General features: G+C 65.4%; 26 protein-coding genes. 16 read left to right on the forward strand and 10 right to left on the reverse strand.

The window, feature by feature from the left end; translation table 11 throughout:
* Positions 1–198: 198 nt before the first annotated feature.
* From ACR64R_RS05410 to ACR64R_RS05435, 6 genes are all read left to right on the forward strand, one after another.
* Positions 199–333, forward strand: coding sequence for a hypothetical protein (locus ACR64R_RS05410; protein ID WP_487360656.1), 135 nt, complete (start codon positions 199–201; stop codon positions 331–333).
* Positions 323–1510 (forward strand): hypothetical protein, encoded by a 1188-nt coding sequence (locus ACR64R_RS05415; RefSeq protein WP_487360657.1) that lies wholly within the window; start codon positions 323–325, stop codon positions 1508–1510. The genes ACR64R_RS05410 and ACR64R_RS05415 overlap by 11 nt, the downstream gene beginning before the upstream one ends.
* A gap of 800 nt (positions 1511–2310) precedes the next feature.
* Positions 2311–3924 carry a WD40 repeat domain-containing protein gene (locus ACR64R_RS05420; protein WP_487360658.1) on the forward strand — a complete coding sequence of 538 codons (1614 nt, stop codon included), beginning with the start codon at positions 2311–2313 and terminating at the stop codon, positions 3922–3924.
* Between the two features lie 198 nt (positions 3925–4122).
* Positions 4123–5382 carry a tetratricopeptide repeat protein gene (locus tag ACR64R_RS05425; RefSeq protein ID WP_487360659.1) on the forward strand — a complete coding sequence of 420 codons (1260 nt, stop codon included), beginning with the start codon at positions 4123–4125 and terminating at the stop codon, positions 5380–5382.
* Between the two features lie 109 nt (positions 5383–5491).
* On the forward strand, positions 5492–7495 hold the full coding sequence (locus ACR64R_RS05430) for an amidase (RefSeq protein ID WP_487360660.1): 2004 nt from the start codon (positions 5492–5494) through the stop codon (positions 7493–7495).
* A 79-nt stretch (positions 7496–7574) separates the two neighbouring features.
* Positions 7575–8426, forward strand: a complete 852-nt coding sequence (locus ACR64R_RS05435; RefSeq protein WP_487360661.1) for a hypothetical protein — start codon at positions 7575–7577, stop codon at positions 8424–8426.
* Between the two features lie 10 nt (positions 8427–8436).
* Here the strand turns inward: ACR64R_RS05435 and ACR64R_RS05440 are convergent, their stop codons facing one another.
* The gene (locus ACR64R_RS05440; protein ID WP_487360662.1) at positions 8437–9696 is read right to left on the reverse strand and encodes an MFS transporter; all 1260 of its coding nucleotides are present in this window, start codon (positions 9694–9696) and stop codon (positions 8437–8439) included.
* Positions 9697–9793: 97 nt separating this feature from the next.
* Here ACR64R_RS05440 and ACR64R_RS05445 point away from each other — a divergent pair, with 97 nt between their 5' ends.
* Entirely contained in the window at positions 9794–10702 is a 909-nt protein-coding gene (locus tag ACR64R_RS05445) for a LysR family transcriptional regulator (RefSeq protein WP_487360663.1), read from the forward strand.
* A gap of 8 nt (positions 10703–10710) precedes the next feature.
* Here the strand turns inward: ACR64R_RS05445 and ACR64R_RS05450 are convergent, their stop codons facing one another.
* On the reverse strand, positions 10711–11232 hold the full coding sequence (locus ACR64R_RS05450; RefSeq protein ID WP_487360664.1) for a hypothetical protein: 522 nt from the start codon (positions 11230–11232) through the stop codon (positions 10711–10713).
* A 122-nt stretch (positions 11233–11354) separates the two neighbouring features.
* On the opposite strand from ACR64R_RS05450, the gene ACR64R_RS05455 reads away from it, so the two are divergent.
* From ACR64R_RS05455 to ACR64R_RS05470, 4 genes are all read left to right on the forward strand, one after another.
* The gene (locus ACR64R_RS05455; protein ID WP_487360665.1) at positions 11355–11906 is read left to right on the forward strand and encodes an isochorismatase family protein; all 552 of its coding nucleotides are present in this window, start codon (positions 11355–11357) and stop codon (positions 11904–11906) included.
* A gap of 184 nt (positions 11907–12090) precedes the next feature.
* Positions 12091–12546: a GFA family protein gene (locus ACR64R_RS05460; protein WP_487360666.1), complete on the forward strand. Its 456-nt coding sequence runs from the start codon at positions 12091–12093 to the stop codon at positions 12544–12546.
* A 476-nt stretch (positions 12547–13022) separates the two neighbouring features.
* Positions 13023–14219: an amidohydrolase family protein gene (locus tag ACR64R_RS05465; protein ID WP_487360667.1), complete on the forward strand. Its 1197-nt coding sequence runs from the start codon at positions 13023–13025 to the stop codon at positions 14217–14219.
* A 460-nt stretch (positions 14220–14679) separates the two neighbouring features.
* Positions 14680–14838, forward strand: a complete 159-nt coding sequence (locus ACR64R_RS05470; RefSeq protein WP_487360668.1) for a DUF1127 domain-containing protein — start codon at positions 14680–14682, stop codon at positions 14836–14838.
* A gap of 11 nt (positions 14839–14849) precedes the next feature.
* Here the strand turns inward: ACR64R_RS05470 and ACR64R_RS05475 are convergent, their stop codons facing one another.
* The 5 genes from ACR64R_RS05475 to ACR64R_RS05495 form a co-directional block, all read right to left on the reverse strand.
* Complete coding sequence (locus ACR64R_RS05475) at positions 14850–16073, reverse strand: lipase family protein (protein WP_487360669.1); 1224 nt, start codon at positions 16071–16073, stop codon at positions 14850–14852.
* Between the two features lie 174 nt (positions 16074–16247).
* On the reverse strand, positions 16248–16544 hold the full coding sequence (locus ACR64R_RS05480) for an antibiotic biosynthesis monooxygenase (protein ID WP_487360670.1): 297 nt from the start codon (positions 16542–16544) through the stop codon (positions 16248–16250).
* Between the two features lie 23 nt (positions 16545–16567).
* Complete coding sequence (locus ACR64R_RS05485) at positions 16568–16882, reverse strand: GYD domain-containing protein (RefSeq protein ID WP_487360671.1); 315 nt, start codon at positions 16880–16882, stop codon at positions 16568–16570.
* A 220-nt stretch (positions 16883–17102) separates the two neighbouring features.
* Positions 17103–17843 (reverse strand): sulfotransferase family protein, encoded by a 741-nt coding sequence (locus tag ACR64R_RS05490; RefSeq protein ID WP_487360672.1) that lies wholly within the window; start codon positions 17841–17843, stop codon positions 17103–17105.
* A gap of 170 nt (positions 17844–18013) precedes the next feature.
* The gene (locus ACR64R_RS05495) at positions 18014–18289 is read right to left on the reverse strand and encodes a hypothetical protein (protein ID WP_487360673.1); all 276 of its coding nucleotides are present in this window, start codon (positions 18287–18289) and stop codon (positions 18014–18016) included.
* 297 nt (positions 18290–18586) lie between these two features.
* Here ACR64R_RS05495 and ACR64R_RS05500 point away from each other — a divergent pair, with 297 nt between their 5' ends.
* Both ACR64R_RS05500 and ACR64R_RS05505 read left to right on the forward strand, forming a co-directional pair.
* Positions 18587–19756 (forward strand): aminotransferase-like domain-containing protein, encoded by a 1170-nt coding sequence (locus ACR64R_RS05500; RefSeq protein WP_487362383.1) that lies wholly within the window; start codon positions 18587–18589, stop codon positions 19754–19756.
* 262 nt (positions 19757–20018) lie between these two features.
* Positions 20019–20561, forward strand: coding sequence for a YbhB/YbcL family Raf kinase inhibitor-like protein (locus ACR64R_RS05505; RefSeq protein ID WP_487360674.1), 543 nt, complete (start codon positions 20019–20021; stop codon positions 20559–20561).
* 54 nt (positions 20562–20615) lie between these two features.
* On the opposite strand, the gene yghU is transcribed toward ACR64R_RS05505, so the two are convergent.
* On the reverse strand, positions 20616–21485 hold the full coding sequence (yghU, locus tag ACR64R_RS05510) for a glutathione-dependent disulfide-bond oxidoreductase (RefSeq protein ID WP_487360675.1): 870 nt from the start codon (positions 21483–21485) through the stop codon (positions 20616–20618).
* A 205-nt stretch (positions 21486–21690) separates the two neighbouring features.
* On the opposite strand from yghU, the gene ACR64R_RS05515 reads away from it, so the two are divergent.
* Both ACR64R_RS05515 and ACR64R_RS05520 read left to right on the forward strand, forming a co-directional pair.
* The gene (locus ACR64R_RS05515) at positions 21691–22593 is read left to right on the forward strand and encodes a S1C family serine protease (protein ID WP_487360676.1); all 903 of its coding nucleotides are present in this window, start codon (positions 21691–21693) and stop codon (positions 22591–22593) included.
* Between the two features lie 13 nt (positions 22594–22606).
* The gene (locus tag ACR64R_RS05520) at positions 22607–23560 is read left to right on the forward strand and encodes a LysR family transcriptional regulator (RefSeq protein WP_487360677.1); all 954 of its coding nucleotides are present in this window, start codon (positions 22607–22609) and stop codon (positions 23558–23560) included.
* Here the strand turns inward: ACR64R_RS05520 and ACR64R_RS05525 are convergent.
* Entirely contained in the window at positions 23511–24239 is a 729-nt protein-coding gene (locus ACR64R_RS05525; protein ID WP_487360678.1) for an SDR family oxidoreductase, read from the reverse strand. The genes ACR64R_RS05520 and ACR64R_RS05525 overlap by 50 nt on opposite strands.
* Positions 24240–24424: 185 nt before the next feature.
* Between ACR64R_RS05525 and ACR64R_RS05530 the strand changes: the two genes are divergently transcribed.
* Complete coding sequence (locus ACR64R_RS05530; RefSeq protein WP_487360679.1) at positions 24425–25021, forward strand: YdeI/OmpD-associated family protein; 597 nt, start codon at positions 24425–24427, stop codon at positions 25019–25021.
* 176 nt (positions 25022–25197) lie between these two features.
* Here ACR64R_RS05530 and ACR64R_RS05535 read toward each other — a convergent pair whose 3' ends face one another.
* Positions 25198–25494, reverse strand: a complete 297-nt coding sequence (locus ACR64R_RS05535) for a hypothetical protein (protein ID WP_487360680.1) — start codon at positions 25492–25494, stop codon at positions 25198–25200.
* Positions 25495–25570 lie beyond the last annotated feature (76 nt).

Genomic DNA, 25570 nt, shown 5'->3' on the forward strand with positions numbered 1-25570 from the left:
GAATGATTTCTGTCAAGCAAGCGGCCCGGCCGGCCGAACTGTTTCTGGGGACAGCGTTGTAGCGAAGTAACGACCGCCAATAATATGATGGTCGCGGCGGCTGGCAGGTGCGGAATATAGGGCCGGCGAAGCTGGCATGATCCCGCATCTGGCCTTGGCTGATCGTCGTCACCGCGAGGCAAGAAACGGGGGATACCGATGAAGAGACCGACCGACAGGCTGCTTGCGCTGGCGATGCTCGCCGTTGGCGTTGCCCGTTTCGCCCAGCCCCGGGACAGCGGCAAGCGGTTGCGCGGCCGGCACGGCGGGGAGAGCGGCGCCCATGACCGATAACGCTGTTGTCCTTCTCGCCTCGGCTCTCGTCCTCGCGGGCGCCATCGCGCTGATCGCGCTGGCCTTGCGCCGGCGCCGCAAGCGGCGCAAGCTGCGTCGCAGCGCCGACCCGGCGCGCGACTATCAGGCCCGCGCCGACTGGTCCGCGAGCGCCCAGGCGCTGAATTATTCGTCCTTCGTCTTCATGGATGTCGATGGCGACGGCAGATTCGGCGAGGCCGACCGGCCGATGGGCGGCATTGTCGTACGGGTGTTCGACGACAAGGGCGCATTCATCACCTCGGCCCGCAGCAACAGTTCCGGCTTCGCCAACTTCCTCATGTCGACCACTAAGCGCTGGGCAAGCTTGCGCGCGCCTGGCGCCTACCGGTTTTCGGTGTCCGTTCCGAAGGGCTGGCGCGTCAGTACGGGCAATGAGAGCCAGACGTTGCGGCTGGTGGAACTGCCGGGTTCGCCCGCCGGCCTTGTGGGAGAAGATCTGCCCGGACTGGTCGGTTTGGTCCCGGGGCGCAGCCTGCGCGGTAGGGTTCCCGTGTCGGCGCTGGCGACGTTGAAGCTGATGGGCAAGGGGGAGTTGCTGCGGGCCATGCCGCTTGCGGCCGGCAGCTTCCACGTCGACCTGCCGGACGAGGCCGACACAGTGGAGATCTCCGGTCCGGATATCGGGCGGCGTCTGGCGCTTTCTCCTTATCCGACCGACCTCGGCGAACTGAGGCCGGACGCGATCGCCGGCGAGACCGTGCTGTCGCGGATCGGGTTTGACGGCGTCACCGCGCTCGTCTTCAAGAAAGTGCCTTCCGGCCATGCCGGCCTGGAGTGGCGCAACCTCAACGCCATCGTGAGGAACTACGTCAAGGACAGCGAGGGTTATCTCAACGGCAACGTCCGCGGCGACCACGCAGCCTATACCAGCAGCGGCCATCCGGCCGAGCTCATCGGCGCCACGCCCTTCGGCTTTCATTCGGTGATGCTCACCGCCGCTTGGCTGAAATCGGAAGGCGAGGTGGCCTTGATTGAAAGCTGGCTCGGCGACGAACTTGTCGCCAGCGACGAGGTGGTGCTGTCGGCGCTGGCGCCGGTTCACTACGCGCCCATGCTCAAGGCCGTGACGCGCGTGCGCGTTTCCACCAGGCACTACTGGCAGCTCGTGTTGGACGATCTTGTGCTGGCGCGCTGAGCGAAGTGGTTTGTCTACGCGAAGTGGTCCCTATGTGGCCGGTTCGGCGAACCGTCCGGAACCGCAATGAGCCGAGTCATTTGACTCCACGGGAGCCTTGGCGCTTCGTTTTCGACGTCGGCCGGGTTCCTGGAGCCTCGGATTGCCTGGGAGGCGCAATATCGGAGAGGTCTTTTCGAAATCTCGCGGCTTGCGGTGCCTGGGAGGATCGCCCCTGCTCCGTGCCCGCAAGAAATCTCTCAGGCCTGGAATTATCCAAGCGGTGGGTTGGAAAACCCCACCGGGGCATTCGCCGCGGTGATCGCCCCAAGTCTGCCTCTAAGAACCAAAGTAGGTTTCTCATAGACTTTCTTCATGCCAAGCTCTCCTGCAAAATCCCTGCCGGATGATCCCATAACATCCTGTGGTGTCAACCAAGCCGCATGCCGATCGGTCCATTCCTGGGGAATGTGGCTTTACGCCCACAGTGTGGGCCGGCCGCCATGCGGGGCGGCGATCAGGCGCGAAACATGACCCGGCTGCCGGTCAGGTCCGAAGGCGTCTCGCGGGAGACGGGTCTGTCGAAGCACGTTTATCGCCTCTCTGTGATGTCCGGCACTTGGCCTCGGCAAAGGCTCGGCTAGAAGATGATCCAGAAAAAGTGGGAGCCGGTTTTTGCTTCGCTGACCTTCGATTCGGATAAGATCATGATCCAACAAGGAATTGGATCGGGATGACGTTTCAACGAAACGTCATCCCGATCTAGGATGGCGGCCGCTTTTGCCGTCATCGGGCGGCGTGAGGTGCGGGGGGAGAGAGCGATGCAAAGATCGACGGACAGGCTGCTTGCGCTGGCGATGCTCGTCATCGGCATCGCCTGCTTCGCCAAGCTCTATCTGGCTCTGGGCGGCAAGCCGCCGGCGACGCTGCGCGCGGAAGTCTTCGGCGCGGCCGGCCTGCTGTCGGTGCTTGCCGGGCTGGTTTTCCTCGCCGGCCTGCTGCCGGCGCCGGCAAGACATGATCCGGCAGCACCTCTGTTCGGCCGCGACGCCGGGATCGCGCCGGCCGGGCATCCGCGGCTGCGCCGTATCGCGCTGACCTTGCCGCTTCTGACCCTGCTCATCATCGTCGCCGACCAGTTCGGCCCATGGCGGACCGAGGAGCCGGCGAAGGAGGTCGCCAGCGCGCCCGCCGAGCCGGCGCCCCGGCCGGCCGAGCCGACGCCCGAGCCGCAGGCGAGCGCGAAGCCAGCCACGCCGCAGGCGACTACGAAGCCAGCCACGCCGGAGGCGACTACGAAGCCAGCCACGCCGCAGGCGAGCGCGAAGCCAGCCACGCACGCGCCTGCGCAGGAAGAGGCTGCGAAACCCGCGCCGCCCGCGGAGCCGGTTGCGGCGCCCGTCCAGCCGGCATCGCCAGCCGAGCAAGCGCCGCCGCAGCCCACCCAGCCGCAGCAGACAGCGCTCGCGCCGGCCTCGCCGCCGCAGACGGTGGCGCCGCCACCGCCCGCGCCTGCCGCTCAGCCCACAGCGCCGGAAGGCCATCGCGACGCCATCGTCTGGCTGTCTGTGTCGGCCGACGGCCACGAGATCATGAGTGCCAGCACCGACCGCATGATCAAGCTGTGGGACATCGACGGCAAGCGGCTGATCCGCGATCTGGGCGAGCACAAGGACATGGCGCGCAGCGCGCTGTTCATGCCCGACGGCAAGACCGCGCTCACCGCTGGCGACGACGGCGAGATCGTGCTGCGCCAGCTCTCCGACGGCGCGGTGCTGCACGTCTTTTCGTCCGGTGCGAACGGTGGCGTCAGGCAACTGAAGATCAGCCCGGACGGCAAGCGCGCCGTCAGCGGCCATGACAGCGGCGCCGTCGTCGTCTGGGATCTGGAGAAGGGGAGTGTGCTGCACGTGCTGCCCGGCCACGACTGGTCGGTGAGCTCCGTCGCCATTTCTCCCGACGGCGCCAGGGCGCTCACCGGCAGCATCGACGGCGAGTTGAAGCTCTGGGACATCGTCGCCGGCAAGCAGTTGCGCAGCTGGCACGGCCACGAGCGCGGCGCCTATGGCGCGCTCTTCCTTGCCGACGGCCACCATGCCGTGACCGGCAGCGGCGACTACACGATAAAGCTCTGGGACCTCGACGGCTTCAGGGAGGTCCGCCGCTTCGACGGCCATTCAGGCACGGTCTACGCGCTCGCCTTGTCTTCCGACGGCAAACGGCTGGGCTCGGTCTCGCTCGACGGCACGGCGCGCATCTGGAACATGGACACAGGCGCCGAGATCGCCGAATTCGACCCCGGCACCGGGCCGATCTACTCGGTCGCCTTCGCCGCCGACGGCACGCTTTTGACAGGCGGCATCGACCGTACCATCCGCGACTGGCCGGCGGCGGGGGGCGATGGCAAGGTGCTGTTCGCCGGGGCGCCGAAGTAGCTTTTAATCACAGGGTATATTTCAGTTCGACCCAGCTTGCGCTATCAACTACTGTTGGTTGCAAATGGGCGGGTAATCTTGAGCAATTACGAATGGCCACCTAAGTCGGAGGCGCCAGTCTTTGGTCGGCGTGTATGGCGCCCCGGGCCAACGCAGTGCCTGGCCTTAGTCGTAGCCGGCTTTTTGTTGTTTGGGCCGATGCGGAGCTACTATGTTCAGTGGTCGGCCATAAGAAAAATACAGGCCGCTGCCTTGGCCGGGGATTATGCCGAAGAGTTTCGCCAACTGTCGTTGCTGGCGAACATGGGCAATTCTGACGCGGAGTCCGGCCTCGGAGTGATGTACTGGAACGGCCAAGGCGTTGAAAGAAATGAAAAGCTGGCGGTCTATTGGTGGGGTAAAGCGGCAGAACGGGGCAACGCGGAAGCAGCATTAGGGCTCAGCCAAGCCTATTCCCTGGGCAAAGGTGTGGAAAGAAACGATCAGCTAGCCTTGAAGTATGCCAGGCAATCGGCTGACAAGGGCAATGTGAATGGGCAGTTCGCGCTTGGTGTCCTGTATAGGCAAGGCCAAGGCGTTGCCCAGAGCCATGAACAGGCGCTGTATTGGTGGCGGAAGGCAGCTGACGGAGGAAGTGCCGAAGCGATATACTGCATAGGTCTCGCCTATTATCTCGGCGAAGGTGTCGAGAAGGACGACAAGCTTGCCGAACAGTGGGTGAGAAAGGCCGCCGACAAAGGCGAGCCGACCGGGCAGAGTTTGCTCGGCACGCTTTATGCGCGCGGCCACGGCGTAGAGCAGGATTTCAGAAAGGCGTTCGAATGGTGGATGAAGGCCGCGATGCGTGGCCAGGTCGACGCGCAAGCCGCCATCGGCAATGCCTACGCGCTGGGCAGCGGGGTCGGAAAGGACGATGCTCAAGCTGTCGTCTGGTACCGCAAAGCGGCTGAGCAAGGTTACATCGCTGCGCAGTCGGCGCTGGCTAATGCCTATGCGACGGGCAAGGGTGTTGCCCGGAGCGACGCCGAGGCAGTTTCGTGGTGGCTGAAGGCGGCCAATCAGGGCGATGCTTTCGCGCAGTCAAGTCTCGGGATTGCCTACTGGCAAGGCGCCGGCGTGGCCCGAAGCGAAGTCAATGCGATGCAGTGGTGGCTGAAGGCCGCCAACAAGGGCAATGTTGCAGCACAGCTTTGGGTTGCCTACTGCTACGCCAATGGCAGAGGTGTGGCCCGAGACAGCAAAGCCGCCGAAAAAACGTGGTTGGAGGTTGCAAAGACTGGCAACGCCGACGCCGAGTTCAGCCTCGGCCAACTCTATTTTCTCGGGGCTTTGGGAAAGCCGGATTACCCTGAAGCCGCCAAATGGTTTCTGAAGGCCGCGGAACACGGCAACGCCCAAGCCAAGATCTATATCGAAATGATGAAACAAAACGGCCAACTCGACAGCAAGACGCTGTGAGCGCATCGCCGACGATCGGCGAAAGCAGGCGTGACAGCCAATCTCCCCCTTGCGGTGTAAACATCCGGCAGGGCATGGGTAGTGAAACCCCACCCAACCCGAGCCAATCATGCCCACTCTCCACCTCGTCGAAGCCTCGATCGCCGATCTGCGCCGCGCGCTGGAGGAGGGCACCGTCACCAGTGTCGAGCTCACCGCGGCCTATCTCAGGCGCATCGCTCACTTTGACCGCCACGGCATCACGCTCAACGCCGTGCCCGTCCTCAACCCGGATATGTTCGAGGAAGCGCAAGCCTCCGACCGGCGCCGCCGCGAGGGCAAGACGCTCGGACCGCTGGACGGCATCCCTTACACCGCCAAGGACAGCTACAAGGCGAAGGGTCTCACGGTCGCCGCAGGCTCGCCGGCCTTCGAGCATCTTGTGGCCGGCGAAGACGCCTTCACCATCGCCCGGCTGCGCGCCGCCGGCGCGGTGCTGATCGGGCTGACCAACATGCCGCCGATGGCCAATGGCGGCATGCAGCGCGGCGTCTACGGCCGCGCCGAGAGCCCCTACAACAAGGATTTCCTCACCGCCGCCTTCGCCTCCGGCTCGTCCAACGGCTCGGGCACCGCCACCGCCGCATCCTTCGCGGCTTTCGGGCTCGGCGAGGAAACCTGGTCGTCCGGCCGCGCTCCCGCCTCCAACAACGCCTTGGTCGCCTACACGCCCTCGCGCGGCGTGATTTCGGTGCGCGGCAACTGGCCTTTGGTGCCGACCATGGATGTGGTGGTGCCGCATACGCGCACCGTTCCCGACCTGCTCGAACTGCTCGACGTGATCGTCGCCGACGATGCCGAAACGCGCGGCGATTTTTGGCGCGTGCAGCCCTGGGTGGATATCCCGAAAGCCTCGGTGCTGCGTCCGGCGAGCTACACCGCCCTTCCGCTGCGAGGCGCGCTCAAGGGCAAGCGGCTCGGCGTGCCGAAACTGTATATCGGCAAGGATGGAATCGCCGACCGCCCGATCGAGACCCGCGCCTCGGTGCTGGAGCTGTGGCGGCAGGCGGCGCGCGACCTGGAGGCGCTGGGCGCCGAGGTGGTCGAGGTCGATTTCCCCGTCGTCTCCAATTACGAGCGCGATCGTCCGGGTACGCGATCGATGGTCGATCGTGGTCTGGTGCCGAAGGACTTCGCCGAGCGCGAGATCTGGGACCTGTCCATCTGGTCGTGGGACGATTTTCTGCGCGCCAATGCCGATCCGGCCATACCCGACCTTGCTTCGGTCGACGGTCCGAAGATCTTCCCGCAGCCGCCGGGCTCGCTGCCCGACCGCTATGGCGAGGACAGCCTGGACCTTGCCGAATATGTGGAGCGAGCGAACAAAGGCGTGACGCCGCTCGCGGCCATTCCGACGATCGAGGCGGGGCTGAAAGGCCTGGAGGCAACGCGCCGCGCCGACTTCGAGGACTGGCTAGACGCCAATGGCCTCGATGCGGTGGTGCTGCCGGCGGTCGCCGATGTCGGGCCGGCCGATGCAGATGTGAACGAAGCTTCCGCCCGGCTCGCCTGGCGCAACGGCACCTGGGTCGCCAACGGCAATCTGGTCTGGCGCCATCTCGGCATTCCGACGGTGACCGTGCCGATGGGCACGATGGCCGATATCGGCATGCCGGTCGGCCTCACCTTCGCCGGCAAGGCCTATGACGACACGGCGCTGCTGATGATCGCCGGCGACTATGAACGCGCCACGCGGCGCCGCACCGTTCCGCCGCGCACGCCTGCGCTTGCCGATGATGTGTTTAAGGGCAGGGGCGCGGCGGCCGGCGATGCGCCGCTCACGCTGGCGCTCACCGCCACGACGACGCGCTCTGGAGATACCGACGAGATCGCGATCGAGCTTGAGGTCGGCGCGGACCGGCCGGCCGAAGTGAAGGTTCACGTCAATGGCGAGCCCGTCGTCATGCAGGCGCAAGGCAACCGCCACACTGGTCGAATCGTCGTGCCGGCCTCCATGCATCAGGGCTTCCACAGCGTCTGGCGCGGCGCCTACGGATCGATCGTCACGGCCGTCGCGCGGCTGCCCGAAGGGCGCTGTAAGGGAACCTTCACGATCACCGGCGGGATCGGGTGACAGGCTACGGCCGATCTGGCAGAGTGACCGTACGAGGCCGGGCTGGTCTGTACCTGTTTACTGCTCGGGAGGGGGTTCTTTGCGCGCTTACGGACCAGTCCGTTCGGTGGCCGGGCTTCGGTCGAAGTCGATCCGCGCCGCCCTGGCATTGATGGGACTTGCCCTGGCGCTCGACGGCTGCGCCAACCCCAAGGTCATCGAAAGCGCCGTGCCGCAGGCCGCCCCGCCGAAAGTCGCCGCACCGAAAGCCGCCGCGTCGAAGCCCGAGAAACTTACGGCTGCTCCTGCGGAGGCGGCGCCCGTCGTCGCATCGCAGCCGTCCTGCACTGCGCAATGGAAATCCCACGGGCACACCACCCAGCCGGAGGCGCAGGCCTTCGCGAAGAACTGCCTTGCGGGGCAGGGCGCGGTGACAAGACTGGTCGACCACAAGACCGTGACGCGCAAGCTCGCCTACCTGATCGATGCCGAAAAGCCGCTGAGCGGCCTCGAGCCTTCCGACATAGGGGTGTTCTGTCCGGGCTATCTGCGCCAGGACCGCGGCGGTCGCGCCGTGTTCTGGCGCACGCTGCTTGCTGACCTGGTCAGCGCGGAATCCGTCAACAACAGCTCCGCCGCCTATTGGGAAGAGGACCAGGACCAGTATTCGATCGGACTGTTGCAGTTGTCGCTGTCGGACGAGCAGCGATATCATTGCGGCTTCAAGTCGGAGGTCGACATCACCGATCCCGACCGCAACCTTGCCTGCGGCGTCAAGATCGTGACGATGCTGGTCAGCGCCGACGGCGCCCTCGGCGGCGATGCCGGCAATGAAATGAAGGGCATCGGCGCCTACTGGCAGAACCTGCGCCGGCCCTCGGAAGTGCGCGGCAAGCTGATCGCCGCCACCCGCGCGATCCCGCAATGCCTGGCCGATCCGAGGAACGCCTAGAGAGTGCCTGCTACTCCGGCCCGCCTGCCAGGTCGACCACCAGCGCGATGAACCCGAACGCGGCTCCGGCCGCACACACGGCATTCCAGCCGCCCCAGGCCCAGGCAATGCCGGCCAGCAGCGAGCCGATCGCGCCGCCGATGAAGAAGATGCCGACGAACAGCCCGTTGATGCGGCCGCGCGCCTTCGGCTGCAGCAGGTTGACGGCCCGGCGGCCCAGGGTCTGGTCGCCGGTGACGCCGATATCGAGCAGTACCGCGCCGATGCCCATGAGGACGAGCGGCAGCCATGCGGCGCCGGCCTTGGCCGCGCCCGTCTCCATGCCGGCCCATGCGGCGAGCCCGAGCGCCGCGATCAGCACGAGATGGCAGACAACCGTGGCAGGGCGCGTGAAGCCGCGGTCGCCTGCGCGGCCGAAGATCGGCGTCACCGCCGCGCCCCCGGCGCCGACCAGCGCGAACAGGGCGATGCCTTTCTGGCCGAGATCGAAGGGCGGGGCCGAGAGGCGCAGCGCCACCGCCGTCCAGAACACGCTGAAGGCGGCCATCACCAGGCTGGCCGTGAAGGCGCGCCGTCGCAGCACCGGCTCCTCAGCCAGAAGCCCGACAAGCGAGGCAATCAGCCTCGCATAGGTCGCATGCGCCGGCGGTTTGCGCCTTGGCAGTGTGAGGCCGAGCAGGATGGCAAGCAGCGCCAGGGCCGCGGCGCTGATGCCGTAGAAGGCGCGCCAGCCGAAAACGTCGGCGACGAGGCTGGCGATCGGACGCGAGAGCAGGATGCCGATCATCAATCCGCTCATGACGTCGCTGATGACGCGTCCTTCCTGTCCCGCCGGCGCCATGGAGGCAGCCACCGGCACCAGCACCTGTATGCAGGAACAGGCGGCGCCGAGCACGAACAGCACCGCGAGCAAAGAGGCGGCAGACGGCGCGAATGAGGCGATCGCCGCCGCGAACGCGGCCGCGCACAGCATGCGCAGCACCAGCGCTCGGTTCTCGACGAGGTCCGACAGAGGCACCAGGAAGAACAGCCCGGCCGCATAGCCGAGCAGCGTGGCCATCGAGACCAGGCCGCTCTCCGATGCCGCGGCGCCGAGCGACGGACCGATCAGCCCGACCAGCGTCTGCGGCGCGAAAAGATTGGTGACGATGATGCCGACCGAGGCGGCAAACAGCAGCGTCTGTGAGGGTGTGATGGTCCCGCCGCCGGCATGCGGCCGCCGTTCGGCGAAGCCGGCCGTCGCGATCCGGGCGTTGTCTGTTCCGTTCATGGGGTGCCTCGCTGTCCGCATAGTCGGGCGAGACTTTATTCGGAGTGGTTATAATGCTACAATTGAAATCATCTGATAATGATTATGCGAGATGCGCATGAATATCCACGACCTCGAGGCCTTTGTCGCCGTCGTCGAAACCGGTTCCATCGTCGGCGCGTCGGCCAGACTCAACCTCACGCAGCCCGGCGTAACGCGCCGGGTACAGAACCTCGAGGAGCAGCTGGCGACGCCCTTGCTCGACCGCCAGTCGAAGCCGCTCAAACCAACCGCATCGGGCCGCGAGGCCTATGAGCATGGCCGCCGCGTGCTGCGCTCGCTGGAGGACCTGAAGGCGGGCGTGTCGCCAGTGGGCGAGGTGAGGGGCGAGTTTCGCCTCGGCATCATGCCTTATCTGTCGACCAGCGCGCTGTCCGAGCCGCTCGACAGTCTGCGCGCGGCCTTCCCGCAACTGACGCTCAAGATCACCTCCAGCCTGTCGCCGCGCCTGGTGGAACAGGTGCTGCGCAGCGAGATCGACGCCGTCGCGGTGTGCCTCGCCGAGGGCGTCGCGCCGCCGCCCGAACTCGTCGGCGACGATCTCGGCGTGCAGGCGGTGCTGCTGGTCGCTTCGCCAGCCCTTGAGGTTCCGAAGCCGGCCGAGCTCGAAGACCTTGCCCGCTACCCCTGGGTGCTCAACGAAACCGGCTGCGGCTTCCGCGCCTTCATCCGCCATCGCTTCGAGGTGGCGCGGCTGCCGTTCCGTGTCGGCGTCGAGGCGCAGGGCGCCGATCTACGCATGTCGCTGGTGGCGCGCGGCCATGGCATCGGCGTCGTCACCCCCGGCGCCCTGTCGGGCAGCCAATGGCGCGACGCGGTCGAGGTGGTCGATTGTCCCGGCTTCAAGCCGCAGGTGCGTTGCTGGCTGCTCCACCGCCCGCCGGCCGGCAGGCTGGCGCGCCCCATCGCGGTGTTCCGCGACGCGCTGGCCGAAGCGCTGAAGGGTCCGATGCCGCTGATGTCATGAGTGCGGCGCTATCTTTCCCTTGGCGGAGGAGAAAGCGATTTCAACACCTTGGCAAGGCCACGTGTCAGAAATCGCAGGAAAGAGGGCGCCGCGCTGACTTCCTCTTTGCTTAAGTCGGGGGGCAGGGAAGCGAGCCAGGAATCCCAAAACTGCTGCTGCATGTCGACGAATAAAGGCACCACGTCAGGGCCATCGTCAAATATGTTGACCAAGTCGCTCTCTTTGGGACGTTCTCCCGTCTTCACCTTGCAGACCACAATCCCGCGGGTCATCCCTGTCACGGTGCCTTCAGGGAAAACATTGCCACTCGCGCCGTAGCAGAAGGGCAGTATTCCTTCCACTTCAAGCTGCCTGCGGATTTGGCAAAGCGCTTCGAAATAGTCGTCTTCGTCGGCTTCGATGACCTTGTTGCGATAACTGCAGGTGAGCCTGCATCTGGTTCCCACGTCGTGCAACGTGAACACTGCTTGCTCCTCGCCGCCCGTGTCTCCGCCGATCAGGTGTACCGTGTATTGTTCATTCATTGTCATCCCCCGATTCCTCGACGAGGTTAGTTGTGTCCTTTGAGAATCTCAATCGCAGATTGTTAAGAAGATGGTGGTCGCCGGCTTCCCCGTCTTGACCCGCCTCCCACCCACGCTATCGTCGCGCCATGCCTGACACCGCTCCCTCCGCCGCCGCGCCGCTCATCGTCATCGACTTGCAGGCCGGCATGTTCGACGGCCGTTTCGATCCGCCGATCCATGACGCCGACGCCATCGCCGAGCGCGCGCGCAGGCTGATCGACTGGGCGCGGCGCACCGGCCGCAAGGTGGCGTTCGTGCGCCATGACGGGCCGGAGGGCGACCCGCTGGCGCCGGGCGCCGCCGACTGGCCGATATGGGCGCTGCTCGGCCAGGCCGCCGACGAGCCGACCTTCGGCAAGAAGGTCGGCAACGCGTTCTCCAATCCCGATCTCGCCGAATGGGTGGCGGAGCAGGGCGCGAAGGACGTCGTGCTGATCGGCGCCCAGACCGATTTTTGCGTCGCGGCGACCGTCAAGGGAGCCTTTGCCGAAGGGCTCGGCGTCACCGTGGTCTCCGACGCGCATTCGACGCTGGACAGCGACGAGGAGAAGGCGCCCGACATCATCGCCCGCCACAACGAGGCGTTCGAGATGCAGGGCGCGCGGATGGCGGCGACGGCGGAACTGGTGGAAGGCTGAGCGCGGTTTCCCCTTCTCCCCCCTGTGGGAGAAGGTGGATCGGCGCGTCAGCGCCGAGACGGATGAGGGGTGTTCCAGCGGAGTGAGACGCTGGCTTTCCCTGGAGCACCCCTCATCCGTCGCCTGCGGCGACACCTTCTCCCACAGGGGGAGAAGGGAAGAACCCCAACCCAAGGAGCCCATCTTGCCTACGCTTTCCCTGCCCGCCGAAGGAGGCTGCCGCTGCGGCCGCGTCCGCCTCAAGATCTCGGCAGAACCGCTGCTCACCATGGCCTGCCATTGCACCGGCTGCCAGCGCATGTCGTCCAGCGCCTACTCGCTGAGCGCCGCGATCCCGGCCGAAGGTTTCGCGGTGATCAAAGGCGAGCCGGTGATCGGCGGCCTGCATGGCGCCTCGAGACATTATTTCTGCGGCTACTGCATGAGCTGGATGTTCACCCGGCCCGAAGGGATGGACTGGTTCGTCAATCTGCGCCCGACCATGCTCGACGATCATGCCTGGTTCACGCCCTTCATCGAAACCTGGACGGCTGAGAAGCTGCCCTGGGCGACGACGCCCGCCGTGCACAGTTACGAAGCGCTGCCGGCCTTCGAGGCGTATGAGGGGCTGGTCGCCGAATATGCCGGCACAAAGGGCTGATCGAGGACAAGCCGAAAGAAACGGCGACCTAGGGCAAAGGCTGCCGTCGGCGGGTCATTGGTCGACGCGGCCGTTGGGGGCGCATTGTTGGGGATGTGCTTGGGCGTCCGCGTCGACCACGGCGGCCTCATACCGCAGGCTTCATCATGGCATATTAGCGGTGCGCTGAAACTTACGCGAAAGCGGTATATGGAGAGAGCTCTTTCCTTCCCCCCTTGCGGGAGAAGGCGGCCGAGCGAAGGTCGGTCGGATGAGGGGTGTTCCAGCTTGGCAAGACCGCTTGTCCAGATGTGACCGTACGGATTCACTGGCGCCTCATTCCTTCCAACACCCTTCATCCGTCTCGGCGCTACGCGCCGATCCACCTTCTCCCGCAAGGGAGAAGGGAAGGGTGAAACACTTTCTATCCCTGGCCGCATTGACCTCGTCCCTTCGACCGGCGACCACTGACGCTTTCCTTTTCAAGGGATTGCATCGTGAACCGGACTCATTTTCTCAACGCCCGGCTTGCCGACGGGACACTTGCCGACCTCACCGTCGCAGGCGGCCGCTTCAGCGCCGTCGCGCCAGCCGCCAGCAAGGCCATGCCGCCGGCCGGCGCGACCGATCTCGCCGGCCAGCTCGTGCTGCCGGCTTTCGTCGAGGGCCACATCCATCTCGACACGTCTTTCTATGGCGATGCCTGGCGCCCGCACATTCCCTGCACCGACGGTTTCGACGTGCGCGAGCGCGTCGCCTTCCAGATGCGCAACCTCGAACAGGCGGCACCCATGGAGGAGCGCGCGAAGAACCAGCTCGAGCTGTGCGTCGGCCATGGCAGCCTCGCCATGCGCAGCCATGTCATGGTCGATGCCGATGTCGGGCTGAAGCATTTCGAGACGATCCTTGGCGTGCGGGAAAGATACCGTGACCTGGTCGACATCCAGCTCGTGGCTTTCCCGCAAAGCGGCATCCTGTCCTCGCCAGGCACTGCGGAGCTTCTCGACGAAGCGCTGAAGCTCGGCTGCGACCTCATCGGCGGACTAGACCCGGCGAGCTTCGATCGCGATGTGAAGGGCCATCTCGATGTCGTCTTCGGCCTCGCCGACAAACGCGGCGTCGGCGTCGACATCCATCTGCATGACCGAGGCACGCTCGGCCTGTTCGAGATCGAGGAGATTTGCGCCCGGACCGCGGCATCCGGCATGCACGGAAAAGTGGCCGTCAGCCACGCCTATGCGCTGGGCGACATCTCCGCCGACGCGCTGGCCAATGCTGGCGACAGGATCGCCGCCGCCGGCGTCGCCATCATGACCAATGCGCCCGGCGATCACCCTTTCCCGCCTGTGGCCGCTCTGCGCAAGGCGGGCGTCACGGTCTTTGCCGGCTCGGACAACATCCGCGATTCCTGGTGGCCCTATGGCGATGGCGACATGCTGAACCGCGCCAACATGATCGGCTACCGTTCAGGTTTCTACGAGGACCGGGAACTGGAAGCCGCTTACGACCTGGTGAGCCATGCCGGCGCGTCGGCGCTGGGGCTCGAAGGCTACGGCATCGCCGTCGGCGCCAAGGCCGACTTTGTCGCTCTTCGGGCCGCACACGTTCCGGAAGCGGTGGTGGCGGTGCCGAAGGATCGCACTGTCTATCGGACGGGCAGGGAAGTGGCGAGAGGCGGGAAGGTTGCCGGCTAGCTCCCGGCAGGGCGATCGAGCGTCGGCTACCGGCAAGGTCCGGCGCTTGACGTTCATGCGCCGATGCAGCACTTTGCGCGAAAGGTCGGGGGATTGCTCCATGAAGAAAGAATACTCAAAGCCAACGCTCGCCCGTAAAGGTCGGCTGTCGGCGCGGACCGCACAGCAGGCCGGTTCGAATTCGCCGCAATAAGGCGCGCTCCCTTCCAGGGGACGTGAATCGACATATAAGGCAACAGGCCCAGGCATCTGAAATTGCAGGGCGCGCGGGCTCACGCTATGCGCATGGATCGTGTGTGCGGTCCCATAAATTAGTTTGCATGCAAATGTTTCGAGCCGCTCCGGCTTCGTGAAGCATTTCACGGTTCGCGCGCAATCCGCCGGTTACAGACGCAAAGCAAAAGCAGCGCCGGGTGAAGAGGCGTCACCGGTTTTCCGACGCTGATTTATGGGGGCTTCCATGTTCAAAAATCTCAACCGAATCCGCGCCGCCTTCGCTGAGGCCGGCAAGCGCCGCCGCACGACGCGCGAGCTGACCGAACTGCCGCCGGAGATCCGCAAGGACATCGGCTGGCCCGGAGTCCCCAGCCAGCCGGACGAAATCCGCTTGCCGTTCTAATAGGGGATTCACTATTGGGCGCAGTTCGGCGTCGCGGGCGCGCCGTTGAACCTGTCCTGTGTCCACGCGATCAACCCGGCCTCGAGCGGCGAGCCGCCGGCCACGAGAGAAAGATGGTCGCGGCCATCGAACTGCCGATAGTCGATCTCCTGTCCCGCTGAGCATCGCTTCGCGACATAGGCCTGCTGGATGCGGGCGGGGACCAGGTCGTCGTCGGCGCCTTGCGCGATAAGGACCGGGGCATTGATCGGGCCGCTGGGCATATTCTCGTCGAGCCTTGCGCCGAACGGGCCCGAGGCCGGATCCCGACGGAAGATGCCGCCCGGCAGCAGCACGCTCTCGGCGATCGAGAGCAGGGTGGCCCTGCCGCCGACGCATCGCCCCGCCATGTCGCGGGCGAGTATCGTCGACACGGCACCGAGATAGTCGCCAGACTGGACATCGGGGTAGGCCTTGGCATAGGCCTCGGCAAGATACGCGGACACGATCTTGCCGAACATGGTGCCCTGCACGGCTCTGAACAGCGCGCGCAGGTCGGTTGCCGGCGCGAGCGCCGCCACCCCGGCCACGTTGACGTCCGGCGCATAGCCCATGGCGCGCATGCCGGCCCACAGCGCGCTATTGCCACCCTGCGAATGCCCCCAGACCACGGTCTTGCCCTCGGCATTCAGGCCGGGCATCTGGCGCGCGGCGCGCGCCGAGTCGAGCACGGCTCGCGCGGCATCCTCACCGATCAGATAGGCATGGCCGCCGGCGGTGCCGAGGCCGACATAGTCGGTCGCGACATAGACCCAGCCCTGCTCGAGCAGGGCCTCGAGTGCCGGCACGTTGTCGAATGGATGTTTCAACACCGATGGCGCGCAGCCGGGTTCCATGCCGGTCGTGCCATGCGCCCAGAGGACTACCGGCCTGCCGGCGGCGCTCGAACCCATCGAGGCCATGACAATCCCGCTTGCGACCGCAGGCGTCTCGTCGGCGCGCGTCGTGGCATAGAGCACCCGCCAGGCCCGAGCGCCTTGCGGAACGTCGCGGGTGAACGGCTCGCTGGCTATCAGAGTGCCAGGCGGCGGAATGGGGTCGCGGCGGCTGGTGTAAAAGCCATCCGGCACCGCCGGCCTGGCAAGGTACCACAGCCCGGCAACCAGCACCGAGCCCGCCAGGACGATTGCCGCGATAGAACGCGCAAGCGGCGCCAGCAGCCCACGTTTCTTCTTCGAACGCACGCTCTTGCTCATTACTGGTGACCAGCCCCCCTTGATCGATTGTGACATGGGGTTGCCAGCTTGCACCAGCGAAAGAGCGTGAGCCGGACGGCCAGCCGGCGCTTGCAGCCGGCTGACGGGTCGACATCTTCGGCGCGATTGGCCGGCCGCATCTCGCTGCCCGGCCATCGTCCAGTGACGGCTCAGTCAACCTATTTCGGCGACGACTGTCCCCGATACCGGGTCGGTGACGCCGAGATCTCCGCCGAGGTCCTCGAGCATGTCGCGGAACGTGTCGAGGATGCCGATCATCATCGGGCGCGCCGCGGCCAGGCTGTCCATGTCTCTCCATTCGCCCACCATGCAGAAGGTGCGCTCGCCGGTCTTGATCAGGACGCCCTTGCGAAAGCCCTTGGCGTTCAAGTGGACCTTCTCATGCGCGTCGACGAAGGCCTTTTCCTTGCCGGGCTTGGTGCGAAAGCGGACTACGTTGTAGGCGGTCATGGCGTCCTCCCATCGGTTTGAGGTCAGCCGGCCGGCTTGTAGGCGCCGGCGGCTTTCTTGGCGGCTGCGATCACCGCCTTCATGTCGAGTTCTTCCAGGACGACGAGATCGCGCACCGAGCCGCTCGCCCGCACGGCGAGCGCCAGGCCCATCCCCGCGGCCTGATCGGGCAGCTCGCCATTGACGATCACGTCGTATTTTCCGCGCGTGAACATGAGCCCGGTCATCTTGCCGCCGACACTTTCATAAAGCGCCCTGAGGGCGGCTTCCCGGTCCGAGCCTTGCATCAATCCCTTGGCGGCGTGGGGTTCGTAAGTCGCCAACACAGTGACTTTCATGGGAATCTCCTCCAGATCTCATGCCGCGGTCCGCCCACTCCCGTGGCCGGCACGAACTTTCCAATTCTGACATTTGACGTGGTCTGCGGACTGCCTGGGCAATGCTGGAAAGCAGGCGATCCAACCGGAGCATTGCTCCGGCTTTGCTTAATATGTGCCTATTCTAATATAACAGCAATCCCGCGATGTTCCGGGACCTTGAGGCCCGCCGGCCTACCTATTACCCAAGCAACCACCATAGCGTGCCGAGCGCCAGAGCGATGAGAAGCGCGACGCCGGCAAGCATCAGGTAGGATCCCACGATCATCTCCTTGATGATCTTCTTGATGCTGGCGCGGTCGTTGAGGTTGGGGAACGGCTCGTTCGGGAGCGCGACCCCGAGGAAATCGCACAGCGGCGCCCAGCCGTCGCTCACCTTGAACACCAGCAGCTTCTCCCGCGGCACCGCCGCCTTCACCTCCTCGATATAGGAATTGTAGCGCGCCACGGCCTTTTCGCGGTCGTTCATCACCCCCTTCAGCGTGCGGCCCCAGACCAGCTTGCGCGACATGTCGCCGAACTTGCGGCCGAAGGGCGTCAGCCATTCCAGCACTCTGAACTGCCAGACATTCTCGGTGAAGTAGATCGTGTCGATCGTGCTGTCGTACCAGGCCTCGGCGCCGCGCGGGTGCAGCGTCAGAAGCACCTTGGCGTCGGGGTAGGCCGCCATCAGTTCGCGCCAGACGCAGCAGCCCGGATTGTCGACGGTCGCCCGGTACTTGGCGAAGACCTGGTTCCAGTCGTGCTGGCTACCCGGCGGGCTGTTTGCCACTTTGCGCCAGAAATCGAGATGGCCCTTGTTGGCCTTGTTGATGATGACTTCCTGCATGTGGTAGCTCGGAAAACCGAGCCGGTTCAGCGCGGCGAAAGTCGACCACGTACCGGTGCGGCCGAAGCCGGCCCCGATGACCTCGAGCGTCATGCCCCCTCCCGTCCGGACCGATATTCTTTTTTCCGGCCCGCCGGAATGAGGTTGCATCCGCCGGCGCTTTTGCGCAACGGATTTCTATTCGCAATTGCTAAAATGAACTGGAGTGGAGGATGGCGATCCTCTGCTGGCCCGCCATCCTGCCCCCCGGGGGGGGGACCCGATCAGGCGTGGCCGGCCAGCGCGTTCAGTTTCGCGCAGAACTCGGCATGAGGCTTGCTCATCGCCGCGTCCTGGCATTCCTTCATCATCGCCGCCTGGTGCTTCTTGGACATCTTGGCCCAGACCTTCTTCATGTCGGCGTCCGACTTCATCGTCTTCATGGTCTTGTCGGTGAAGAAAGGCGCCATCATCTTCGGTTCGTCGAGAATGCCCGCAAACGCCGTGCCGGCGAGGACACACGCGGCTAATAGGCTCAGAAATGCCGTCTTCGTTTTCATGGCCTTGTTCTCCCATCATTATAGCCCCGCAATTGGGGCGCCTCATCATTAGCACCGACGGCGATCGAGTTAGAGGACAGTGATATTGAACCGGCGGTCACGTTTCGGTGAGCGCTGCGACCGATTGCGTCGTGCGACATGGACCGGATTGGCCTGTGCGCGGTTTCGCGGCTGGACTATTCAACTCGGCGAAAATCTGATAATAGGTCAGTAAAGTTGACCTAAATAAGTGCTGATTTGCCGCTCGGGAGGCGCGCCTTGACCCTGTTGAACCTTCTGGCCTCGCGCTCCTCGCGCATGAAGGCCTCCGAAATCCGCGAACTGCTCAAACTGCTCGACCAGCCCGACATCATCTCCTTCGCCGGCGGCATCCCCGACCCGTCGCTCTTTCCCGCGCAGGCCATCGGCGATGCCTACCAGGCGGTGCTGGGCGGCAAGGAGGCCGGCGCCGCGCTGCAGTATCAGGTCAGCGAGGGGTATCTGCCGCTGCGCAAATGGCTGGCGGCCTATATGGGCAAGCTCGGCGTCGAGTGCGACGAGGGCAACATCTTCATCACCTCCGGCTCGCAGCAGGCGCTCGACTATCTCGGCAAGCTGTTCCTGTCGCCCGGCGACACGGCCCTGGTCACCTGGCCGACCTATCTCGGCGCGCTGCAGGCCTTCAACGCCTATGAGCCGCGCTACGACCGGCTCAACACCGCCGGCGGCAACATGACGCCGGAGGCGTACCGCGCCGCGGCCGCCATCAATGGCGGCAAGGTGAAGTTCGCCTATCTGGTGCCGGATTTCGCCAACCCCACGGGCAACACGCTGGATGTCAGGCAGCGCGAGGCGGTGCTAGATCTCGCGGGCGAGCTCGACATCGCCGTCATCGAGGACGCCGCCTATCGTGCGCTGCGCTATGACGGCGTGGGCGTGCCGCCCATCCTGGCGCTCGACTGCGCCCGCTCCGGCGGCATCGACAACGCCCGCACGCTCTTTTGCGGATCCTTTTCGAAGATCCTGTCGCCCGGCATGCGCGTCGGCTGGGTCTGCGCGCCGCATCATGTCGTGGAGAAGCTGGTGCTGATGAAGCAGGCCTCCGACCTGCACAGCCCCTCGATAAACCAGATGGTCATGCACCGCGTCGCCGAAACCATTTTCGACGCGCAGGTGGAAAAGCTGATCGGCGCCTACCGCAAGCGGCGCGACGCGTTGCTTGGCGCGCTCGAAGCCAACATGCCGGAAGGCATTTCCTGGAGCCGCCCTGAAGGCGGCATGTTCGTCTGGCTGACGCTGCCGGAAGGCACGGATGCCACGGAACTCCTGGCGCGCTCGGTCAAGGAGGCGCGTGTCGCCTTCGTGCCGGGCAACGCCTTCTATGCCGACGGCAGCGGTCGCAACACGCTGCGCATGTCCTTCACGCTCGCCGACGACCGCGCCGTAAACGAAGGCGTTCCGCGGCTGGCAAAGCTGCTGCGGGGTTAAGCCTTCACCGCCGCCTCGCGCAGGCGTGATTGGTAGTGTGCAGGCTTGATTGTCCGCGCGCCCAGTCTCTCGGCTAATGTCGCGGTCGATCCAACACCCCCTGGATCGACCGGCCGTGGGGTCCCACCTTCATGGTCCGAACGAAAGAGCCCCGACGGCCTCCACCGGCGGGGCTTTTTCATTATCCTGGCACCTCGGCGCGCCGGCCTGCCCTTTTTCGGGCCGCTTTTGCGCTACGCTTGCATTGTTCAGGGAGGATCAGATGACGACCTTGCGTCTCGGCTTCACCATGCTTGCCCTTGTCGCCTTCGCCGGCCCGGCGGCGGCGTTCGATCTATCGAGCCCGTCTGTTTCGAACGGCAAGTGGGATGCGAAATATCTCGGAGACAAGCCCGGCTGCGGCGGTAAGAACGTGTCGATCGCGCTTGCCTGGAAGGATCCGCCGGCCGGCACCAAGAGCTACGCGCTGACCATGTTCGACACCGACGCCAATGGCGGCAAGGGTTTCTGGCACTGGCTTGCGTGGGACATCCCGGCCAGCGCCAAGGGTCTGAGCGAGGGCGCCGGCTCCGGCAAAGGCCTGCCGAAGGGCACGGTGCAAGGCAACGGCAGCGTCGGCCGCACCGGCTATTTCGGCCCATGCCCGCCGCCCGGCAGCGGCCAGCATCACTATGTCTTCACGCTCTACGCGCTGGGCGAGAAGACCTTGCGCGCGCCGGCCGATCCGCTGCCCGACATGGTCTCGGTCGCGGCCAAGAGCTCCGAGGTCGGCGAGGCGACCGTGACCTATACTTACGGCAGATAGCGCAGGCTGGAGCTACAATCTTCCCGCGCGGGGGAGATCGGCGGCTCCGACGCTTCACTCCGCCGCTTCGAGCTTGTCCTGCGTCTTCGTCTCGAAGTCGCTGGCGTCGTGGCGCTCGCGCAACTGGAAGGCCGGCTCGCCTGACATGCGGTTGACCATGCGGCCGCGGCTCACCGCCGGTCTCGCGTCGATCGCATCGGCCCAGCGCTGCACGTTCTTGTATTCATGCACCGAAAGGAACTCGGCGGCGTCGGTATAGCTGCGGCCCTTGGCGAGCCCGCCATACCACGGCCACACCGCCATATCGGCGATCGTATAGTCGGGGCCAGCGAGATATTCGCTCTCCGCCAGCCTGCGGTCGAGAACGTCCATCTGCCGCTTGGTCTCCATGGCGAAGCGGTCGATGGCGTATTCGATCTTGTGCGGCGCATAGGCGAAGAAATGGCCGAAGCCGCCGCCGAGATAGGGCGCGGAACCCATCTGCCAGAAAAGCCATGAGAAGGTTTCGGCGCGGGCCGCGCGCTCGGTCGGCAGGAACGCGCCGAACTTTTCGGCGAGATAGGTCAGGATCGAGCCGGATTCGAACACGCGTACCGGCTTCGGCTCGCTATGGTCCATGAGCGCCGGAATCTTTGAGTTCGGGTTGACCTGGACGAAGCCGCTGCCGAACTGGTCGCCGTCGCCGATCTTGATCAGCCAGGCGTCGTATTCGGCGCCCGTGTGGCCGAGCGCAAGAAGCTCTTCCAGCATGATCGTCACTTTCTGGCCATTGGGCGTGGCCAGCGAATAGAGCTGCAGCGGATGCTTGCCGACCGGCAGCTCCTTTTCGTGGGTGGGGCCGGCGATCGGCCGGTTGATCGAAGCGAACTGGCCGCCATTGGCCTTGTTCCATGTCCAGACTTTCGGCGGGGTGTATTGGTCCATCTTGCAGGCCTTGTGCATTGTGAAGGGGCGGCAATCCGCCACCGAATGCCGTTAGACTTAGGTGCCGTTTCGTGCTCGTCAAAGAAAAAAGTTCAATCTTCGTTGAACTAGCGCTTGTGCCAGTCCCGCAAGGGGAAAGATCCACCCTTGCGCGGCGCTCCTTCGGCCATACTTATAGACAAAACCCGCAACGCAGGATGGATCGATGACCGTCGAGAAAATTTCGCGCTCCGTCGTTGCCGTGCGCGCCACGGTTCCGGACGACGCCTTCACCGCCAATGCGCTGGGCACACGTCGCGAGGGCAGCGGCGTGGTGATCCGCGACAATGGCCTTGTGCTCACCATAGGCTACCTCATCACCGAGGCCGAGGAAGTGTGGCTGACCGATCAGGACGGTCGCGTCGTGGCCGCGCACGCGCTGGCCTACGACCAGGAAACCGGCTTCGGACTGGTGCAGGCGCTGTCGCCGCTCAACCTTCCGGCTGTCCAGTTCGGCGATGCCAGGAAGGCCAATATCGGCGACGCGGTGACGCTTGCCGACGGCATCGGCCAGCAGGTAGACGCCCATATCGTCACCAAGCAGGAATTTGCCGGTTACTGGGAATATCTGATCGACGAGGCGATCTTCATCGCGCCCGCGCACCCGTCCTGGGGCGGGGCGGCGCTGTTCGACCGCGAGGGCAAGCTGCTGGGCATCGGCTCGCTGCGGCTGCAGATGAGCCGCGCCGGCGAGGTCGCCGACATCAACATGGTCGTGCCCATCGATCTGCTGACGCCGATCCTCGACGATCTGATCAAGCGCGGTCAGGTGGCGAAGGCTCCGCGTCCGTGGCTCGGGGCCTTCTCGGCCGAGTCGAACGGCATGGTGGTGGTGATGAGCGTCGCCGAAGGCGGCCCCGCCGCCAAGGCAGGGCTGCGCCAGGGCGACATCATCTCCGACGTGCGGGACGGGGAGGTGGACGGGCTTGCCGATTTCTACCGGAAACTCTGGCAGAACCCGGCCGGCTCGGAAATTCCGCTGCGCGTCGTGCGCGACGGCCGCGAGACCTGGCTGCGCGTCAAATCCGCCGACCGCAATTCCTTCCTGAAGAAGCCGCAGCTGCAGTAGCCTCGAAGCGCGAATGCATCCCAGGCTGCTGAGGACGTTTCTTGCGGTCGCGCGGACGGGCAACGTCACGCGCGCGGCGCGGGAGGTCAATCTCGCCCAGTCGAGCGTCAGCGACCAGATCCAGGTCCTGGAGACCGAGCTTGGCGCCAGCCTCTTCACCCGCTCCCGGCCGGGGCTCGCCCTGGCGCCGGCGGGCGAGGCGCTGAAACCCTATGCCGAGGACTTGCTGGCGCTTGCCGATGATGCGCGAGTCGCTGTCGACGCCACCAAGTCCGGCATGGCCGGCGCCCTCGCGATCGGCGCGCTGGAAACAATCGCTTCCACCAGGCTTGCCGGCTGGCTCGCCGGCTTTCGCGCCGCTCATCCCGGGATCGACATCAAGCTCCGGATCGCCGGAAGCGGCGATTTGCTGCGCCGGCTGGGCGAAGGCGAGATCGACGTCGCCTTCTGCTTCGAGCGGCCCGCCCAGCTTGAAGATGACGGCGCGCCGGACCAGCGCCTTGCCAGGCGCGTGCTGGCGGTCGAGCCGTTGGCGCTGATCGCCCCGCCCGGCGAAAACCGGGCGGATGTCGACCTGGCGGCGCTGGCCGAAAAGCTTTTCGTCGCCACCGAGACCGGCTGCGTCTACCGTGCCATGGTCGACAAGGCCTTCGGCGAGGCGGGTCTCGGCAAGCCAAGGCTGGCCGCCGAAGCCGGCAGCATCGACGCGATCGCCGGGCTGGTGGCGGCCGGCGCCGGCTTCGGCCTGGTGCCGCGGCTCGCGGTCGCCGCCGCGATCGATCGCGGCGAGGTCGCCGAGCTTGCCTGGCCCGGCCCGGTCCGCTCGGCCGACGTCGTGATGACCTGGCGCCGTCGACGCGTCCAGCCGCCGGCGCTGAAGCAGTTGCTCGCGGATATCGGCGGGAGCTTCGCGCCGGTCAGACCAGCCGGTGCCCGCCCTCGACATGCAGCGTCTCTCCGGTCGTAAAGCCGTTGCCGATCAGGAAGCGGATTGCGTCGGCAATGTCCTCGGGTCTTCCGACCCGCCCCACCGGCAGGCGCTTCGCCATCGCGCCAAGCGTCTCTTCCTTTTTCTCGCCCGCGACGAACTCCCAGATCGGCGTGTCGACCCAGCCCGGCGAGACCGCGTTGACGCGGATCGGCGCGAGCTCCACGGCCAGCGCCCGCACCAACCCTTCCAATGCAGCGTTGACGGCCGCGACCACCGAGCCGCGAGCCGCCGGCCGGTAGGCCGCTATGCCCGACACGAAAGTCAGCGAGCCGCCGGGCGGCAGCTTCGGCGCGCCATGCTTGGCGAGCAGCAGTGGCCCGTAGAATTTGCTTTCCACCACACGCTGCGCGGCTTCCAGTTCGATCTCGGGCAGCGGCCGGTAGGCGCCTTCGATCGCGGCGGCGGTGCTGACGATATGGTCGAGCCGGCCGATACGCTGGAACAGCGCCGCGACTTCATCCTCGCGGCTGATGTCGGCCACCGCCGTTTCGAGACTTGCGGCGTTGCCGAGCTCCGCGCGCGCCACGCTCAGCTTCGCCTCGCGGCGCCCGGCGATGATGACGTTCGCGCCTTCCTCGAGACATCGCCTGGCGAGCGCCAGCCCCATGCCCGAGCTGCCGCCGACGATCAGGATTCTCTGCTTGTCCATGTCCATGCCTTTCCCTTGCATGGGCGCTGACGTGGCAGCTCGGCGCTCGTTGTGGAAACGGAAGAAACCGATAGCGGTATCGGAGGCGCCGATGGCATTGGCGCCGACTGCTGGCAGGAACTGGCGGCAGCCATTGCTGCGACCGACGTGGAATCGTCCATACTGGCCTGCGATGAAATGACGAGGTGACAATGGCCCCGATCAAGGTCGATCCGGACAAGGTGCGCGAATTCCAAGATGCCGAAAGCTTCCGTGCGTGGCTCGGCGAAAACCACGACCGCGAAAGCGAGGTCTGGATCAAGGTCCACAAGGTCGGCTCGGGGCTTGCCTCGATCACGCCCAAGGAGGCGATCGACGTCGTGCTCTGCTTCGGCTGGATTGACGGTGTGCGCAAGTCGCTTGATCAGAACAGCTTCCTGCAGCGCTATACGCCGCGCGGCAGCAAGAGCATCTGGAGCAAGATCAACATCGACAATGTGGCGCGCCTGGTCGAGGCCGGCCGCATGACCGAGCACGGCCTGCGCGAGGTCGACGCGGCCAAGGCCGACGGCCGCTGGGAGCGCGCCTATGGCGGTTCGAAGGAGATGACTATTCCGTCCGACCTGCAGGCCGCGATCGATGCCGAACCGAAGGCGAAGGCAATGCTGGAAAAGCTCTCGGCGCAGAACCGCTTCGCGCTCGCCTTCCGCACCCACAACATGAAGACCGAGGCGGGGCGCAAGAAGAAGATCGCCGATCTGGTGGCGATGCTGAAGCGCGGCGAGACGATCCACCCGCAGAAGAAATAGGGCACGGCCCGGAACCGGGAACCGCGTCTTTGGACGCGATCCTGGAAAACCAAAAACGCCGTCCTTGAAGGACGGCGTTTCCGGAAGCGATGATCCCGAACCCTGTCGAAGCGGTCCAGGATCATCCGGTCATGAAGTCTTTGGCCAATCGCTGAAAGCAAAAAGCGGTGGCGGCCTTATGCGGCGTGCTTCTTGCCGTGCTTCTTGTGGGTGTGCTTCTTCACGTGATGCTTCTTGGCGTGGTGCTTGTGGTGCTTCGCCACGTGATGCTTCTTGGTGTGATGACGGTGATGCTTCTTGTGCTTCTTGTGCGGGCCATTGGCGGCCGGCTTCGCCGTCGCAGCGGCCGGAGCCGTGGTCGTGGTCGTCGCAGCCGTCGTGGTCGCGGCATTGGCTTGGGTGGTGCCGAGCGCCGGCACTGCGAAAGCGAGCGCGACGGCCAGGCCGAGTGCGGAAAGAATGGTCTTTTTCATAATCGGCAATCCTTGGTTTGAGATCGATGTCTGTTGTCGCGCGCCGCAATCGTCCGGCCGCTCCGGTGGCGTTTAT

The organism is Mesorhizobium sp. MC2-1-1 (assembly GCF_057597255.1).

Coding starts and splice junctions, on each gene's coding strand:
- ACR64R_RS05410 (WP_487360656.1), top strand. CDS start 199: ATGAAGAGACCGACCGACAGGCTGCTTGCGCTGGCGATGCTCGCCGTT.
- ACR64R_RS05415 (WP_487360657.1), top strand. CDS start 323: ATGACCGATAACGCTGTTGTCCTTCTCGCCTCGGCTCTCGTCCTCGCG.
- ACR64R_RS05420 (WP_487360658.1), top strand. CDS start 2,311: ATGCAAAGATCGACGGACAGGCTGCTTGCGCTGGCGATGCTCGTCATC.
- ACR64R_RS05425 (WP_487360659.1), top strand. CDS start 4,123: ATGCGGAGCTACTATGTTCAGTGGTCGGCCATAAGAAAAATACAGGCC.
- ACR64R_RS05430 (WP_487360660.1), top strand. CDS start 5,492: ATGCCCACTCTCCACCTCGTCGAAGCCTCGATCGCCGATCTGCGCCGC.
- ACR64R_RS05440 (WP_487360662.1), bottom strand. CDS start 9,696: ATGAACGGAACAGACAACGCCCGGATCGCGACGGCCGGCTTCGCCGAA.
- ACR64R_RS05445 (WP_487360663.1), top strand. CDS start 9,794: ATGAATATCCACGACCTCGAGGCCTTTGTCGCCGTCGTCGAAACCGGT.
- ACR64R_RS05450 (WP_487360664.1), bottom strand. CDS start 11,232: ATGACAATGAATGAACAATACACGGTACACCTGATCGGCGGAGACACG.
- ACR64R_RS05455 (WP_487360665.1), top strand. CDS start 11,355: ATGCCTGACACCGCTCCCTCCGCCGCCGCGCCGCTCATCGTCATCGAC.
- ACR64R_RS05470 (WP_487360668.1), top strand. CDS start 14,680: ATGTTCAAAAATCTCAACCGAATCCGCGCCGCCTTCGCTGAGGCCGGC.
- ACR64R_RS05475 (WP_487360669.1), bottom strand. CDS start 16,073: ATGAGCAAGAGCGTGCGTTCGAAGAAGAAACGTGGGCTGCTGGCGCCG.
- ACR64R_RS05480 (WP_487360670.1), bottom strand. CDS start 16,544: ATGACCGCCTACAACGTAGTCCGCTTTCGCACCAAGCCCGGCAAGGAA.
- ACR64R_RS05485 (WP_487360671.1), bottom strand. CDS start 16,882: ATGAAAGTCACTGTGTTGGCGACTTACGAACCCCACGCCGCCAAGGGA.
- ACR64R_RS05490 (WP_487360672.1), bottom strand. CDS start 17,843: ATGACGCTCGAGGTCATCGGGGCCGGCTTCGGCCGCACCGGTACGTGG.
- ACR64R_RS05495 (WP_487360673.1), bottom strand. CDS start 18,289: ATGAAAACGAAGACGGCATTTCTGAGCCTATTAGCCGCGTGTGTCCTC.
- ACR64R_RS05500 (WP_487362383.1), top strand. CDS start 18,587: ATGAAGGCCTCCGAAATCCGCGAACTGCTCAAACTGCTCGACCAGCCC.
- ACR64R_RS05505 (WP_487360674.1), top strand. CDS start 20,019: ATGACGACCTTGCGTCTCGGCTTCACCATGCTTGCCCTTGTCGCCTTC.
- yghU (WP_487360675.1), bottom strand. CDS start 21,485: ATGGACCAATACACCCCGCCGAAAGTCTGGACATGGAACAAGGCCAAT.
- ACR64R_RS05515 (WP_487360676.1), top strand. CDS start 21,691: ATGACCGTCGAGAAAATTTCGCGCTCCGTCGTTGCCGTGCGCGCCACG.
- ACR64R_RS05520 (WP_487360677.1), top strand. CDS start 22,607: ATGCATCCCAGGCTGCTGAGGACGTTTCTTGCGGTCGCGCGGACGGGC.
- ACR64R_RS05525 (WP_487360678.1), bottom strand. CDS start 24,239: ATGGACATGGACAAGCAGAGAATCCTGATCGTCGGCGGCAGCTCGGGC.
- ACR64R_RS05530 (WP_487360679.1), top strand. CDS start 24,425: ATGGCCCCGATCAAGGTCGATCCGGACAAGGTGCGCGAATTCCAAGAT.
- ACR64R_RS05535 (WP_487360680.1), bottom strand. CDS start 25,494: ATGAAAAAGACCATTCTTTCCGCACTCGGCCTGGCCGTCGCGCTCGCT.